At 40.8% G+C, this 14496-nt stretch carries 12 protein-coding genes; 7 read left to right on the top strand and 5 right to left on the bottom strand.

The genetic code is table 11. The annotated features are described in order from the left end of the window. The first annotated feature begins 36 nt into the window (after nt 1-36). Entirely contained in the window at nt 37-2943 is a 2907-nt protein-coding gene (locus MSWH1_RS14190; protein ID WP_048129561.1) for a DEAD/DEAH box helicase, read from the top strand. Nucleotides 2944-3016: 73 nt separating this feature from the next. Here the strand turns inward: MSWH1_RS14190 and MSWH1_RS14185 are convergent, their stop codons facing one another. Continuing rightward, nucleotides 3017-3226: a hypothetical protein gene (locus MSWH1_RS14185; RefSeq protein ID WP_048129559.1), complete on the bottom strand. Its 210-nt coding sequence runs from the start codon at nt 3224-3226 to the stop codon at nt 3017-3019. Nucleotides 3227-4021: 795 nt separating this feature from the next. Here MSWH1_RS14185 and MSWH1_RS14180 point away from each other — a divergent pair. The 3 genes from MSWH1_RS14180 (at nt 4022) to MSWH1_RS18535 (ending at nt 5568) form a co-directional block, all read left to right on the top strand. Continuing rightward, nucleotides 4022-4210: a hypothetical protein gene (locus tag MSWH1_RS14180; RefSeq protein WP_048129557.1), complete on the top strand. Its 189-nt coding sequence runs from the start codon at nt 4022-4024 to the stop codon at nt 4208-4210. 572 nt (nt 4211-4782) lie between these two features. After that, a complete protein-coding gene (locus MSWH1_RS14170) occupies nt 4783-5292 on the top strand; it encodes a DUF3267 domain-containing protein (RefSeq protein ID WP_231585431.1) in 510 nt (169 codons plus the stop codon). 126 nt (nt 5293-5418) lie between these two features. Next, complete coding sequence (locus MSWH1_RS18535; RefSeq protein ID WP_231585432.1) at nt 5419-5568, top strand: type II toxin-antitoxin system HicB family antitoxin; 150 nt, start codon at nt 5419-5421, stop codon at nt 5566-5568. Between the two features lie 205 nt (nt 5569-5773). Here the strand turns inward: MSWH1_RS18535 and MSWH1_RS14165 are convergent, their stop codons facing one another. From MSWH1_RS14165 to MSWH1_RS14150, 4 genes are all read right to left on the bottom strand, one after another. Continuing rightward, nucleotides 5774-6166 (bottom strand): YkvA family protein, encoded by a 393-nt coding sequence (locus MSWH1_RS14165; RefSeq protein ID WP_048129555.1) that lies wholly within the window; start codon nt 6164-6166, stop codon nt 5774-5776. Between the two features lie 523 nt (nt 6167-6689). Continuing rightward, the gene (locus tag MSWH1_RS14160) at nt 6690-7628 is read right to left on the bottom strand and encodes an NADP-dependent oxidoreductase (protein WP_231585433.1); all 939 of its coding nucleotides are present in this window, start codon (nt 7626-7628) and stop codon (nt 6690-6692) included. A gap of 14 nt (nt 7629-7642) precedes the next feature. Then, nucleotides 7643-7948, bottom strand: a complete 306-nt coding sequence (locus MSWH1_RS14155; protein WP_048129552.1) for a hypothetical protein — start codon at nt 7946-7948, stop codon at nt 7643-7645. A 199-nt stretch (nt 7949-8147) separates the two neighbouring features. Beyond that, on the bottom strand, nt 8148-8687 hold the full coding sequence (locus MSWH1_RS14150) for a GNAT family N-acetyltransferase (protein ID WP_048129550.1): 540 nt from the start codon (nt 8685-8687) through the stop codon (nt 8148-8150). Nucleotides 8688-9104: 417 nt separating this feature from the next. Between MSWH1_RS14150 and MSWH1_RS14145 the strand changes: the two genes are divergently transcribed. The 3 genes from MSWH1_RS14145 to MSWH1_RS14135 all read left to right on the top strand — a co-directional run bounded on the left by MSWH1_RS14145 (nt 9105) and on the right by MSWH1_RS14135 (nt 14216). Beyond that, nucleotides 9105-10166, top strand: a complete 1062-nt coding sequence (locus MSWH1_RS14145; protein ID WP_048129548.1) for a hypothetical protein — start codon at nt 9105-9107, stop codon at nt 10164-10166. Between the two features lie 772 nt (nt 10167-10938). Beyond that, nucleotides 10939-11406: a hypothetical protein gene (locus MSWH1_RS14140; RefSeq protein ID WP_052723187.1), complete on the top strand. Its 468-nt coding sequence runs from the start codon at nt 10939-10941 to the stop codon at nt 11404-11406. A 1115-nt stretch (nt 11407-12521) separates the two neighbouring features. Continuing rightward, nucleotides 12522-14216, top strand: coding sequence for a histidine kinase N-terminal 7TM domain-containing protein (locus tag MSWH1_RS14135; protein ID WP_048129546.1), 1695 nt, complete (start codon nt 12522-12524; stop codon nt 14214-14216). The last annotated feature ends 280 nt before the right edge of the window (nt 14217-14496 follow it).

Here is a 14496-nt window from a genome sequence, read left to right as displayed (position 1 = left end):
TAAGTTATCCATTATCAAAAATCAATTCCGGGAAAAATGACTTTCAATAACGCCTTCAGTTTTTTTCACCCGAAAATTCAGGAAGTCCTGAGCACTCTGGGGTTTATAAAACCTACAGAACCGCAGGAAAGGGCATTTCCTCATATAATGGACGGAAAGCACACTCTTCTGATAGCTCCAACTGGTTCGGGAAAGACTGAATCTGCTGTACTTCCTGTTTTTCACAGCATCCTGAAAAAGAAACCCGAAGCCAGAAGGGGTATTTCTGCCTTGTATATCACCCCTCTGCGGGCGCTCAACAGGGATATGCTCTCCAGAATAGAGCTTCTCGGGAAATTGCTTGATATTAAAGTCCAGGTCCGGCACGGGGATACCCCTCAAAGCGAAAGACAGCGCCAGTCCAAAACCCCTCCGGATGTGCTGATCACAACCCCGGAGACTCTTCAGGCAATGTTTACGGGCTCCCGCTTGCGGAAGAACCTTGAAACCGTAACACATGTGGTGGTTGATGAAATCCATGAGCTTGCAGGCTCGAAACGTGGAGCTCAACTGGCGGTTGGGCTTGAGAGGCTTGTGGAAATTTCGGGGGAATTCCAGAGAATCGGGCTTTCGGCAACAGTAGGGAACCCCTGGGAAATTGCAAAGTTCCTGGCAGGGGCAAACAGGGATTTTACGGTTATCGAGGTCGCCCTGCTGAAGCTCCTGGAATTCGATGTGATCAGTCCTCACCTTTCCGGGAGAGGTACAGCCGGAGATGCAGGTGGAGATGCAGGTGTAGGTACAGCCGGAGAGGAACAAGTCATGGAGATTGCAAGGACCGTGGGCTGTGAGCCTGAGTTTGCCTCTCACCTTTTCTTGATCCGGAAAATCGTTGAAGAAAGCCAGTCCACACTTATTTTTGTGAATACCCGACAGAGTGCAGAAGCTCTTGCAGCAGGTTTCCGGAAGCTTGGAGCGTCAATTGGAGTGCATCACGGCTCCCTTTCTTTTGAAGCCCGCGTCGAAGCCGAAGAGGCGTTCAAATCTGGAGCCCTCAGGGGACTTATCTGTACTTCGTCAATGGAACTCGGTATCGATATAGGAAACGTTGACCGGGTAATCCAGTATGGTTCCCCGCGCCAGGTTTCAAGGCTGCTCCAGAGGGTAGGAAGGGCAGGGCACAGGCTGCACGAGGTCTCCCGGGGCACAATCATCTCCATGGAAGTGGATGACACCGCCGAAAGCATGGCTATTACAAAGGCTGCACTAGAAGGCAGGGTTGAAGAGATTTCCCCGCACAGGAATTCCCTTGACGTTGTGGCAAATCAGATTGCAGGCATGGTTATGGATTTCGGGAAGGTTGGAATTGACAGGATTTTAAGGATCCTCGGGCGGACCTACACGTTCAAAGATTTGCGGATTGAAGATTTGCAGCGGGTGGTAGACCAGATCGGAGACTACAGACTGGTCTGGCATGAGAAAGGCTCAAATGTTGTGAAAAAACGCAGGAAGAGCTGGGAGTATTATTACGACAACCTCTCTATGATCCCGGACGAAAAGAAGTACGAGATCTATGACATCGTGAGTGGAAAGTCTATCGGGGTGCTGGACGAAGCTTTTGTGGTAAATTTCGCCCAGCCCGGAGCCGTTTTCATAACAAAAGGAGATATGTGGCGGGTCATTGAGATGCCTGACCGCGAAAGGGAGCCGAACCGGGACAGGATAAAGGTCGAGCCGGTCGAAGGCATGGGGGAAGTCCCTAGCTGGACAGGAGAAGAGATCCCTGTGCCCTTTGAAGTAGCCCAGGGCGTGGGAAAGCTCAGAGCCGAGATTGCAGCCCTGCTCCGGGAAGGGTTCGATGACGAAGCCATTGCGGAAAAACTGCAATTGAAATATCCGGTAGCCAGGACAGCCGTGCTCGAACTTATCCGCCTGCTGCGGGACCACGTTGAAGGAGGTTTCCCGCTTCCGGATGCGGATACAATCGTAATCGAGGACGAAGGAGACGCTGTAACCCTGAACGCCTGTTTCGGCCACAACACCAACGGGACGCTGGCAAGGGTTTTGACCTCTCTTCTGTCGGCACGCTTTGGGAGCAGTGTAGCTCAGGAGGTGGACCCGTACAGGATCAGGCTGACTCTCCCTCGCCGGGTGGGCCCTGTCCAGATCCGGGACATGCTTCTCTCCCTCCGCCCGGAACACGTTGAACCCATCATTGAAATGACCCTGAAGAACACGACCCTCATGAAATGGAAAATGGTCCACGTAGCCCGCAAGTTCGGAGCCCTCTCTCGGAACATCGACTACGACAGGATCAGCATGAAAAAACTCCTTGAAATCTACGAGGGCTCTTCCATGTACGAAGAGGTTGTCCGTGAGATCTTCCACGATATGCTTGACGTCTCCCGGGCAAAAGAAGTCCTGACAAAACTTGCAGCCGGCGAGATTGCAGTCGAGGTTTCGGGTCCAACCCCAATCGGCTCAGCCGGCTTTGCCATGAAAAGAGACCTTGTAGCCCCGGAAAAAGCCGACCGTTCAATCGTCCTTGCCTTAAAGGAACGCATCATGAACGACAATATCATCCTCTTCTGCACAACCTGCAAGAAATGGACCTCCCGCCGCCAGGTCAAAAATGCTCCCGAAGAAATCATCTGCCCGGTCTGTGACTCAAGAATGGTTGCAGCCCTCAAGCCCTGGGAAGACGAGGAAATCAAACTGGTCCGAAAACAGGGAAAAGGCGTCCCGATCTCAGCTGAGGAAAAAAAACGCATCCAGAGAGTCTATCGGAATGCCAGTATAGTGAACTCGCAGGGGAAAAAAGCTGTTATTGCGCTTGCGAGTAGGGGGGTCGGGCCTGAAACGGCGTCGAGGGTAATTGAAAAGTTGAGGGTGGATGAAGAGGCGTTTTACAGGGATATTTTGAAGGCTGAGAGGAATTATGTGAAGACGAAGAAGTTCTGGTGAATGAGAGACTAAGTTAAATAGTTTTTATGAGTCTATTAATGTCTTTATCAAAGTCGATGAATGATACTTTTCTTTAATTTCTTATCTCTGGAATATAGGCTCGGATTAAATTTTTCTCTCCTATCACTTTTGATTCGCAAATTATCAATTCATTTTCTTTTGGATTATATGCCAATACATCAATATCTGGCCACTCACCTTTTTTTGTTTGAATAGGATGTCTCAACTTAGTCCAATAACCCTGAAATTGCCAATAAGCGTCTATTACAGTTTCAACTGCCATTGCTTCTGATATGTAAAAGCACCAATTTTTCAAATATTCTATGGGTGTCTACCTTTTAACAGTACAAATTATTCTCTTTATTTGGCTTGGTATAACAGTAACTGAGTTCTTTTGAAATAATTTATTTATTCGAGAAAAAAACTTTATTGCTGCATCTTCCAAATTTTCAATTCTTTTTAAATCAGAAAGACAATCTTCGAATTTCCAATCGAAAGGATTTGAGGGGGGATGGAGTGGAAATATTATAAAAAAGTGATATTACTCCGGCTTTTTGCGGGTCTAAGTTAACTTTCGTCTTCAATTTTGGTGGCAGCAGTTTAGATACTCACAGATTAAATGTTATTCCGGTAAAGATGGAAGGCAAGAACTTGAATTATACGGTCCTGATTGAACTTATCCTGCTTTTGCTTTTTTGAGCTTCTTTTGGGTCGTTTTTGTTTAGTCTTTTGGGTAGGTCGGTGGGTGGGTATTTGAAGCAATCTTTTCTCTCTGTGTGTCATGGAAAAATCGCTCCACTGCGCGGGAAAAATCCGTAAAGGCAGCTAATATGGTTGTTTCAGGTTCAGGGTTTTTATTAGTCTTAATTTACTTTCCCTGAACTTTCTGTTTTGTCCTGAACTTTCTGGCGTTGATGAATGAGTACATGGAAAATATCTTTTTTCAGGATCTATATTCAGTAAAACAGGTTCCAAAAAGCTATATTTGTATGACTTATTTTTTATATTGGTCTAATTATTTCTTTTTAGTTTTTTGTAATTGGATCGACGATATTTCCAGTGATAAAGGAGTATTTACATGGGACTTGGAATCGAAGATAAATTAAAAGGACTGAAAGGACAGGCAGAAGAGAAATCTGAGGAACTGAAAGGGCAGATGCAGGAGAAAACTGAAGAAACAAAGGGAGATATTCAGAAGAAAGCTCAGGAAAGTAAAGAAGAACTTGAGGAAAAAGCAAAAAAAATGAAATCAGGTTCTCTTCACTGAGCAGGAATTGTCTGCTTGGGATAAGAATGATGTGAAAGGAACTTTATCTCTATTTTGTTTTTTAGAGCTTCTTTTGCGTAGTTTTATGTTTAATCTTTTGGGTAGGTTGTTGGGTGGGTATTTGAAGCAATTTTTTTCTCTGTGTGTCATGGAAAAGCCGGAAAGCGATATAGACATTCTTGTGAAGTTCTCCGAAACAAAAGGTCTGTTAACCCTTGTAAGGATTTAGAGGGAATTGTCAGAGCTTCTTGGAGTAACGGTCGATTTGCTTACTGAAACTTCAATAAACCCATTCCTTATTGACGGAATTAAAAAGGAAGTAAAAGTGATCTCGGCATGAAAAAGAGTGACTCGTTTTTTTACTGTGTTACTAATTAACTATCTTCTCTTAATAAGATTTAAAGAGTAAAACAGGCTTTCAGTATATGTAAAAAGGAGAAGGTATTATCCGGCTGAGATACAAATTCCCTCAAGTAAACTCTGAAAGGCACTCAGAACTGATCACAAGCAACTGGATATAGCTACGTGAGCCGAACAATTTCGTGTCCACTATACTCGCAGCAATCCCGTTAATGATACTGAATACTCTGCTTTCTATAGCGGTCCTCAACATGTTTTCGCCTTTCTCTTTAGCAGATCTCGGCATTAACTCTTTACAAACGATAACACTAAATATAAACTTACAGGATCTTGCATACCTTCTCGGGCTGGTTTTTATTCATGAACTTATTCATCTTGTCTTTATCCCGGACTTTTTAATTTCGGATAAAACGTTTTTAGGAATTACTTATTTTGGCGGATTTGTTTATTCTGAAGAAGCGATATCAAAATCAAGGTATATTCTTATCACACTGGCACCTTTTGTCTTGCTTTCAATAATACTACCTGGCATTCTGGGGGCTTTGGGTCTATTAAATCCGTTAGCAAAGATCCTTATATTGTTAAACGCTATGAGTTCTGGCGTGGACATGCTGGGCTTGATCCTTATACTGATCCAGGTGCCTGATGGTGCATATTTAACTTCCAACGGGATAAGGACCTACTGGATAAGGATAGATAAGAGCATTCCAGAAAGCAACTGAAGATGTATGATCTTAAGGTAGACAAGCAAAAATCTCTTTTTTCAAAAATTTCTTTGTGTCCTGCCGGTAACAGCTTTAAACACTCACAGATAAAATGTTATTCTGGCGGAGATGGAAGGCAAGAGTTTGAATTACACAGTTCTGATCGAGCAGGATGAAAACGGCATATATATTGCAAAAGTTCCTGACATATCGGGTTGTTATACTCAGGGAAAAACAGTTGAACAGGTCATGGAGAGGATAGAAGAAGCGATACAGGTCTGCCTCGGAAGTTGAATAACATAATAAGTGTTTTTTTTATATTAGAGTCCCATTTCCTTCTTGAACTCTGAAAGGGGTATCAAAGTTCCTTTTTTCTGGTTTTCATGACTTTAATCTATGAGCTTTTTCTCTCCATCAGTGAGTATGCGGTCTATATCTGCTATACGATATCTTACGCTATCTCAACCATAATAAATGGTTAGTATTAATTAAATCAATATCAGTAACTCGTTTTCCAGGCTTGGTATTTTTCCAGGTCATCTTTTATAAGGCTAAATGCAAAAGCAAGCACAGCGACATCATCCACAAATCCAAGTAAAGGAATAATATCCGGAGCGATGTCAATCGGACTTATGAGATACAGGAGAGCGAATGTTATCACTAATACCGTTTTCTTTGGAATCGGGTATTTCCCGTTGAAGGAATCTGCTAACATTGAAAACAATAATCCTAAATAATCCCAGATTTTCCTGAGATCTGCCCGGTGGTGATGAGCACCTCTCAGTTCTTCAGGAAAAACCGTGCCGGTATCAGAAGCTTGATCTGGATTTTCATTAAATTGGTCAAGATTTGATCCAACTTTCTTCGCTCTGAAGTTATTAGTTTTATCCATGATAATCCTCCAATCTTATATTGAATTGTATATCAGGGCTCTTAAATTAACTCTCAAATTGGATATTTTTTCTCTTTTTTGCATCAATTGAGGCAATTAATGGCCTTTTCAAAAAACAAATCAAATTTTGGCTCTGTAGATATCCTGATTATTTTGACTATTATAAAATCGGTTTTAAATTAAATGCCTTTTCCAGTTTCTGCCAAAAAATATGCGTGCATTAAAATAATCTGGTATAAATAAAATCGGTGGTAATAGGATATTAAGCTTGTTGAAGTTAGTCTGAAGATTTCTCAGTCTCCCGGACTGAACCTTTATTTAATAAATATTTTTATTTAAAGGATTATAATTCAACACAACCCGGCGTTTGGGTGCCGGGAGAAATCGATGTTGATCTGTGTGATAAGTCACTTTCTAATAACTATACGGTTGTAGTTGAAATTAATAGTTTTATTGCTGGCTTTGGAGATCTGGATGACGCCGGATATTTTGACCGGTTTCTTTTACCAGATTCTCCCTGTTTTCACTGCGGGTCTTCTGCCACTCTTAACACTATCTTCCCACGAGTATGACGGCTTTCACTCATCTCATGCGCTTTTCTGGCTTCGGAAAGGGGGAGTACTGTTGTTACCACCGGTTTTATCGGCTGCTCGTCTATTATGGCTGCGATTTGAGCCAGTTCTCCTCCGTTAGCCTGGGTCATGAGAGTTTGTGCACGTACGCCGTGTTTTTCGGGAGCTTTTTCTGGAATGCCTGCTACAGTACTTACCAGGAATCCACCGGGTTTTAACACTTCCCAGGACCTCTCAAAGGTGTCTCCTCCTATAGTATCCAGTACCACGTCCACCTTGCCGGCTACATCTTCAAATCGCTGGTTTTTATAGTCGATGAATTCGTCAGCACCTATGCTTTTTAAGAACTGCTTGTTTTTCTCGGAAGCAGTGCCAAAGATATAAGCTCCTTTCCATTTCGCAAACTGGACTGCAAAACTCCCAACTCCGCCTGCTGCGCCATGGATTAGGATCGACTGTCCTTTTTCCAGCCCTGCAATATCAAAGAGGGACTGCCAGGCAGCCAGTCCTGCAGTTGGAATTGATGCGCTTTCAATGAACCCGATACTTCTGGGTTTTCTTGCCGCCTGTGAAGAATTGACAACTGTGTATTCGGCATATCCTCCCTGTCCTATCGAGACTTTGGCAAAGACCTCTTCTCCGGACTGGAAGGGACCTTTTTCCCGTCCCTGAGCGTCTACAATACCTGCAACGTCCAGTCCCATCGTCATTGGTAAAGGCATTTCCCCCAACAGACCTCTGCGTATCTTCCAGTCTATTGGGTTGACCCCAGTTGCAATTATTCGAATTCGAATCTCCCCCGGCCCTGGGTGAGGTTCTGGAATTTTCTCGTACTTCAGAACCTCCGGTCCGCCAAACTCATGAATCCTTACCGCTTTCATATTTTCCATCTCAAAAAATCTCTTTAACTACGGCCTACATTCATTTGTCCCACTAACTTGAATAATGGACGAATCCACTTCAGGTATTTCCAGTAGCATGGGTGAATCGAAAGGTATTTCGTATTTAATAAATAATCAAAATTATCAACCACACCATCCCTGTATTTCCCGTCATCAATGCGGATGATCTCTCCTTCTACCAGGCCCGTTGTCAAATCTCCTACTGCAGAACTGGAATTTTTCATATATCTTATCCAATCTATATTTGCAGCCGGAAATTCAAGAAATAAAATGAATATAAATAGCAGCAAAGCTTTCTTATATCTCAAATTAACTCCCCACCATCTATTTATATTCTGATTCTTCTATTTTAATTTTCCCTGTTTTTTTAAAAGAAGGGTATAATTTTGATGGGAACTTTGCTATTTGTACAATATTAACACCGTTTCGGAAAATAAGGAGGGTATTTCTCTGACAGGTGAGTCAAACTTGCAGTTTCGTTTTATGTTCTTTATCCATTTCTCTTTTTTACCCCTGATCTTTCTCCAGGAACTTCTGCAGCCATATAATGTCAAAAGATTTCCCAAACTTGGCCCCGACTTCCAGGAACTTCCCGCATTCAATAAAACCGTGTTTCAGATGAAAGTTCAGGCTGGCTTCATTTTTTGAGGATACATTTGCAAGGAGGTTTTTCATCTTTTTCTCTCTGGCTTCCGTATAGAGTTTGTCCAGCATCCTGGACCCAAGGCCTTTTCTTGTGTGCCCGGGCAGGATAAAATAAGAAACTACACCTGTGTGCCGGAAATTCGGGAATGGGAAATATGGTCTGAGGGCTCCGATTCCTATTATTTTGCCCTTTTCTTCAATAACGTAAAAAGGAAAATGTTCATTTTCATCCTGCTCTTTTTCACTCTGAACAGCTTGAAAAAACTCGGGTCCAACCTTGGTTTCTATATATGCTGCAAAACTATTTTCAATGTAATAGTTAAAGACCTCAAGCATTCCGGAAATGTCTTCGGTTACAGCTTCTCTTATTTGATATTTTTCGGAATATTTGCTTCCTTGCATATGTAAGTAGTCTGAAAATCAATATTTAAATTTTTTTGGTTAGTCCCTCCCTCCCTTCCTTCTCTTGAATAATGGAATTAAAACTGGATCTTTAATTTTGGATCTCAGAATTACATACCTGAAACTTTGCAGTAAGCAGATATTTATTCCCTTCAGCTATCTGTCATGATTTATATTTATAATTAATTTTCAGTGAGAATATATTTATATATCTATGTTATTCTACTATTTCCTGCAGGTAACTATACAAAACTTATCCTGCGTTTCAGGCCGGATTTTGATGGTTTTAATGGGGCATCAAAGTCTATAGTGCTGAGATTAAATTATTTTTCAACAACTCAGGTAAGATCCAGCCCTGAGAGTAAAAACAGGAGAAAAGGAATTTTCTCAATATATTTCTACAGAAGTGAATAATAGATGTTACTGAATGAAAACAGAATTGTAGAAAGAATCTGTGAACTCCCGACCACACTTGAAGACATATCTGAAAGTATCTTCGGAGGTATCAGCACAAAAAATGGTTTGCTGCACAGGCTTGTCGTTCCAGAAGGTAGCGATTCTGACTCGCTTTATCTCTGTGAAGGTCTCTGTAAACCCGTAATTTTAGAACCTGAACTAATTTATCCCTATGTCTCAGGCACATTTTCCGAGAGATTTGCATTTAACTCTTCACCTTACCGTTTTATGCTGCCTTATGAGCTGTCAGACAAAGGCAACAGGAAGGAGTGCAGAGTGATTCCTCCAGAAGAACTGAAAGTCAGGTTCCCTATGGCATACAGGAGGATCCTGGAATTCAAAAATCAGTTCGGTCATGATAACTCTCCCCTTGACTCTGCAGCCTACTATAGTGTGAGGGGCAGGAAACTTCTGGAGTACCTTAGCACTCCGAAAATCATTGCTACCGAAGGCTATCGTTTGCAGGCAGCTTATGACGCTTCCGGAAACCGTGTATTTGAGGGTGGCTGTGGGATTGTCCTTAAAGAACCGGAAAAATACCCTTATGTAACTGCGGTCCTTAACAGTCAGATCGCCAGACTTTTTCCAGCAGTCTGTGAGTATGAGATGATATACTCAAGCTTTGTAACCCCTGCAGTAATGAAACGATTCCCAATTGTATTTCCTGAAGACAGGCTGACTGAGGATCTGATCGCTAATATTTCCGGCTATCTCATGTTCCTTAACCGGCAGAAGTATGCAGCAGGGAATAGTGTTGCGGGCTGGCTTGATGAGCTTGCAGACTTTTATGAGCAAATTTCGAACCTTCTGGTTATGGATGTTTACTTTGGAGATGGTATTGATCCGAAGCTTCTGGGTGCCCTTGAAGATAATATCCACCCATATGCAGGAGATATGGAATCGGAAAACAGTGAAAGCCTTATGAGTGTGCTCTACTACATAAAGCAGAAGATTCTCGAAACCTCTAACTTTAAAAAGTACGCATTCGACTCCGAATTCCCTGGAATCCTCAGCTTCCTTTAAATAGATAAAGGGTTTGAATAACTCTTTATTTGAAGTTTATTCAGACCTCACTTTTTGCTTTTTACTTTCCGTTTCTTTTTGCTTTTTACTTTCCGTTTCATTTTTTTTTTCGAGTACCCTATCCTTCATTATTTTACATTTAGATTTTTATGAAAAAGTTTATATATATTGACCTTTTTTTACCCACGGGGTAAAAGTGCTCTCAGGGCAGAATGACAGTTTTTCCATTTGGAATCACTGAGCCTGTGAAAGGTTCAGATCTTTGCTGTACAGAAGGATTAATTTCCCTGGCTCCGGTGCTGCGGGAGCATAGATATCAATCCTGACAGTTCATTCCTCCTCCTTAATGCTCGAAAATTTTAATGAAAACGATATCCCTGAGATAATTTTTACCCTTTAAAGAACCGGATTAACGGGTCTGCTTATTAGAAGTTAGGGTCTGCTTATTAGAAGTTAATACGTATGGTCTGAATCCTTCCGAATTTTTTAATCCACATAAATTTCATTTCCCATATTTCCTTTTGTTTCCGGAATCGGCTCTGCACAATTTAAAATAATTTTCGTCTATCTAAATAAATATGTTGATGATATGATGTTAGGAATATTATATTAATATTATAACGTCGGTAATATGTCTTTAATACTATTATGATAATAATATGCTTTTAATATTATACTATTAACAATACAATGTTGGTAATATAATGTTGATTCTATATACAAAATTCCGTCCCTAAATAAACCCTGGGCTTATAAAGAAGTGAAATCAATCATGTTCTGGAGCAAAAACAGTATCTTTGAAAAAGGTGGTGGAATCGTGCTTCAGGACCCTTCAAGATATTCTTACGTCCTCGTCGCACTTAACAGTTCAATTTCAAGGGTCTTTTTCGAGATCTGCCAGAATGACAGGTTTTACAATGGGAGCCCGAATCCGGAAGTTTTAAGGCGTATTCCTATTGTTTTTCCTGAAGAAAAAAACCTTGAATCCCTGATAAACACACTTTCCATCTATCTGACCTGTATTCATGGACTGATTTACAGGACAGCTTCTTCTTGCAGTTCCGGAAGTGAAGACTACGAGCTTCTAAAATTCTATGAGATAATCGTAAATCTTCTTGTTCTGGACACTTATTTTTCAAAAGATCTTGACCCCCCCCAGGTTCCTGGAAATCCTGGAGGTAAATGTCTTGCCTTTTGGGGAGTATCTAGGGTGCGGAAAATCCGGATTATCCGGTTTTGAAGATTCAAGATGTTTTATGAATGATCTACAAAACATTAAGTAGAAAATCTTGGACACGTCAGATTTTGGGAAGTGCAGGTTCAAAGTGAATTCACCAATATCCTTGCAACTCTTAAAAACAATAGAGTCTGATAAGAAAATATGTAGCAGTTTTTATGTAGCAGTTTTTATGTAGCAGTTTTTATGTAGCAGTTTTCCTGGAGTTTCCTTTAAGGAATTTCCTCTTAGGATCTATTCCATTTTGGCCAGGAGCTGTAGCAATCTAAAATCCATATCAAATCCCCTCAATATTTATTTTACAGGTATGGGAAGGTTTTCTTAAATTCTCTACAAAAGTTTTGTTTTGCTTTTCATTTTTTCTTCTTTTTTTAAATTTGCATTTGGAATCAAACTTTATGCAGAGTAACTTCCTGGTAGAAATATAATCTAATATAATCAGAAGAAAGGTTATAATATACTATAATAAAAAGAAAGGTTATAATCTAATATAATAAGAAGAAAGGTTATAATGTATATTCCATGAGAAGAATGGTTATAATGTATACTCAATAAGAAGAAAGGTTATAATCTAATATAATAAGAAGAAAGGTTATAATGTATACTCAATAAGAAGAAAGATTATGATGTATAGAGGAAATTTCACACGAAATTTCAAGAATTGGGACTTAGTTAAAAAGGAATATTTGCAGGTAATGGGAAATAAAAAACATCTGGAAAACTTAAGGATTTTCGATGTTCAGTTAACCTGTCGATAATAAATGATCAGCATATGCCTCTAATCCGCATATGTTTCTAAACAGTCTGAGCAAATGATCTGAAAGCTCTCTAAATGATATGGATATTTAATCTGAGCAAAAAAATTGTTTTTTTAACAGAGCAAATTTTGTGGCTCTTTATTTTTATGTTCAGGAAATCTATATCGTGAGCAGTATCATCGCAAACTTATTTATCCATTGCATTCAATGCATAAATTTATATAGATAGTCTTTGTTTTTTTATTAAAACGTTTGGTGTTTTTTACTTATATTTCCTGGCTCTCCCTGTTCCCTAGCAATAATTCAAAAAAGGAAGGTCGTCTTATCAGCCTGCAAATCCACACCGCTGCGTTACCCTATATGGGGGCATTAATCTTTTCAGGGCTTATATGTACCTTGCTTGCAATCAGAGCATATAAAGCCTTTAATCACCGCAGTTTGCCTTTTTCAAAATATTTTATCTTAATTATGCTCTGTATGGCTCTCTGGTCTGTGAATTACGCTTTTGAAATCGGGTTCATGGATATTGAGTATAAGTATTTATTTGCTCGTCTCCAGTACGTGGGGATGGCCTTTGCTCCTGTAACCTGGTTTTTATTTGCAGCTGAATACTCCGGAATATGCAGACAATTTGCCCGAAAGTATGAGAAGCAGCTTTTTATTTTTCCCTTCATTTCAATTCTACTAATGCTTACAAATGGCATCCATGGGCTGTACTTTGGAGGTTACTATCTTGATTTTTCAGGAGGCTTTCCTCTCCTTGTATTTGAGCATGGGGCATTTTTTTGGATTTTCTATATTTACTCCTTTGTTTTGATCTTTGCAGGAATCTTTTTCTTTTTCCGGCAGTTTATCCATCTTATCACGCCTTACGGGACCCCGGCAGCCATTGCCCTTTCAGCAGCCTGTGTTCCGGTTCTTGCAAATATAATACACGTAGCAGATATAGGGCCCTTTGCATTTTTTGATCCTACCCCTTTTTCCTTTACAATAACCGGCTTGATCCTCTTCTGGGGAACAATCGAGCATGAGTTCCTTAACATCATTCCTGTTGCCAGGCAGAGCGTGATAGAATCCATGAACGATGGGTACATTGTTGTGGATCTTTCAAACACTATCGTGGATATTAATCAGGCAGCACTTGAACTCGCCGGAAAAGGAAGAAAAGAGGTCCTGGGGAAAAACATAAATAGCATTTTCGGGGAGGGAGTGGAGATTTTTGGTAATTCTCCGGAGGACAGTTTCAGCAGGGAAATCTCACTCAAGATCGATTTGGAAACAAAGTTCTTTTCGGTCAGTGTCAGTCCCCTTCTGGCAGGGGATTATGAAGAGGGCAAGCTGGTAATGATCCATGATATCACGGAGATACATCGGTATCAGGAAGCTTTGAAGCAGGCAAACAAGAAGATAAACCTCATGAGCAATATTACCAGGCATGATATTCTCAACCAGGTGAATGTACTTTCAGGGTATACCGAGTTGATATCGGAAATGCTTCCCCCGGATGTAAAAGAAGACCTAAGGATCTCAAAATACCTCCGAAATCTTAACAAAGGAATTGAAACAATCCACAGCCAGATTATTTTCACAAAGGATTACCAGGAACTTGGAGTTGTTTCCCCTACCTGGCAGTCTATAAGCAGCCTTGCAAAAGAGGCAGCTTTTTCTTTTTCCGGGCAGGGATTGAAGTTTTCCATCGAGGATAACGGGCTTGAAGTATATGCTGATCCCCTGCTCAAAAAAGCTTTCTACAACCTGTTTGACAATGCAAGAAACCATGGAGAACACGTCAGTGAGATCGATGTAAGCTCTCGTATAGTCGGGGAAAGTGTTGTAATCGAAGTAAAAGATAATGGCATAGGGGTCTCTTCTGTTATGAAAGAACTTATTTTTGAGAAATCCGTAGGTCGAAATACCGGGCTTGGTCTTTTCCTTGTCAGAGGTATACTTTCCATTACAGGCATGGAAATTACTGAAACAGGAATCGAAGGAGAAGGTGCAAGATTTGAAATTAGCGTACCTCCGGGAAACTGGCGTAGAGCCCCTTTTCAATAAGCCATAAATGCAGCTGACAGGACCAGAATCAAAGTTGTAACCACCATGGTGATCAGCAGCTTAATTTCTTTTTTGTTCCTTTTTTCTGGTCTGGTCCAAACTTCAGGATAGCTCCTAAACTTATTCCAGCTCCAATCCCTATTGCAATGCCTATAGCCGTCCTTTACATAGTATTATCCAGTGCAAGCCCAAGAATAAAAGCTCCATAAAGGTTTCCAGTCTTCTCACCCATCAATTTCTTCTTAACTTCTGTGACGTTTATTAATTTATATTTCTTTTA

The sequence above is a fragment of the Methanosarcina sp. WH1 genome (genome assembly GCF_000970005.1).
Lineage (GTDB): Archaea > Halobacteriota > Methanosarcinia > Methanosarcinales > Methanosarcinaceae > Methanosarcina.
Note: the sequence above shows the minus strand (reverse complement) of the source record. Positions and strands in the feature narration are given on the sequence as shown.

Excerpts from the sequence above, each read along its gene's own strand:
- MSWH1_RS14135 (WP_048129546.1), top strand. The coding sequence starts at position 12,522 with ATGGGGGCATTAATCTTTTCAGGGCTTATATGTACCTTGCTTGCAATC.
- MSWH1_RS14160 (WP_231585433.1), bottom strand. The coding sequence starts at position 7,628 with ATGGAAAATATGAAAGCGGTAAGGATTCATGAGTTTGGCGGACCGGAG.
- MSWH1_RS14170 (WP_231585431.1), top strand. The coding sequence starts at position 4,783 with ATGATACTGAATACTCTGCTTTCTATAGCGGTCCTCAACATGTTTTCG.
- MSWH1_RS14180 (WP_048129557.1), top strand. The coding sequence starts at position 4,022 with ATGGGACTTGGAATCGAAGATAAATTAAAAGGACTGAAAGGACAGGCA.
- MSWH1_RS14150 (WP_048129550.1), bottom strand. The coding sequence starts at position 8,687 with ATGCAAGGAAGCAAATATTCCGAAAAATATCAAATAAGAGAAGCTGTA.
- MSWH1_RS14145 (WP_048129548.1), top strand. The coding sequence starts at position 9,105 with ATGTTACTGAATGAAAACAGAATTGTAGAAAGAATCTGTGAACTCCCG.
- MSWH1_RS14165 (WP_048129555.1), bottom strand. The coding sequence starts at position 6,166 with ATGGATAAAACTAATAACTTCAGAGCGAAGAAAGTTGGATCAAATCTT.
- MSWH1_RS14140 (WP_052723187.1), top strand. The coding sequence starts at position 10,939 with ATGTTCTGGAGCAAAAACAGTATCTTTGAAAAAGGTGGTGGAATCGTG.
- MSWH1_RS14185 (WP_048129559.1), bottom strand. The coding sequence starts at position 3,226 with ATGGCAGTTGAAACTGTAATAGACGCTTATTGGCAATTTCAGGGTTAT.
- MSWH1_RS14190 (WP_048129561.1), top strand. The coding sequence starts at position 37 with ATGACTTTCAATAACGCCTTCAGTTTTTTTCACCCGAAAATTCAGGAA.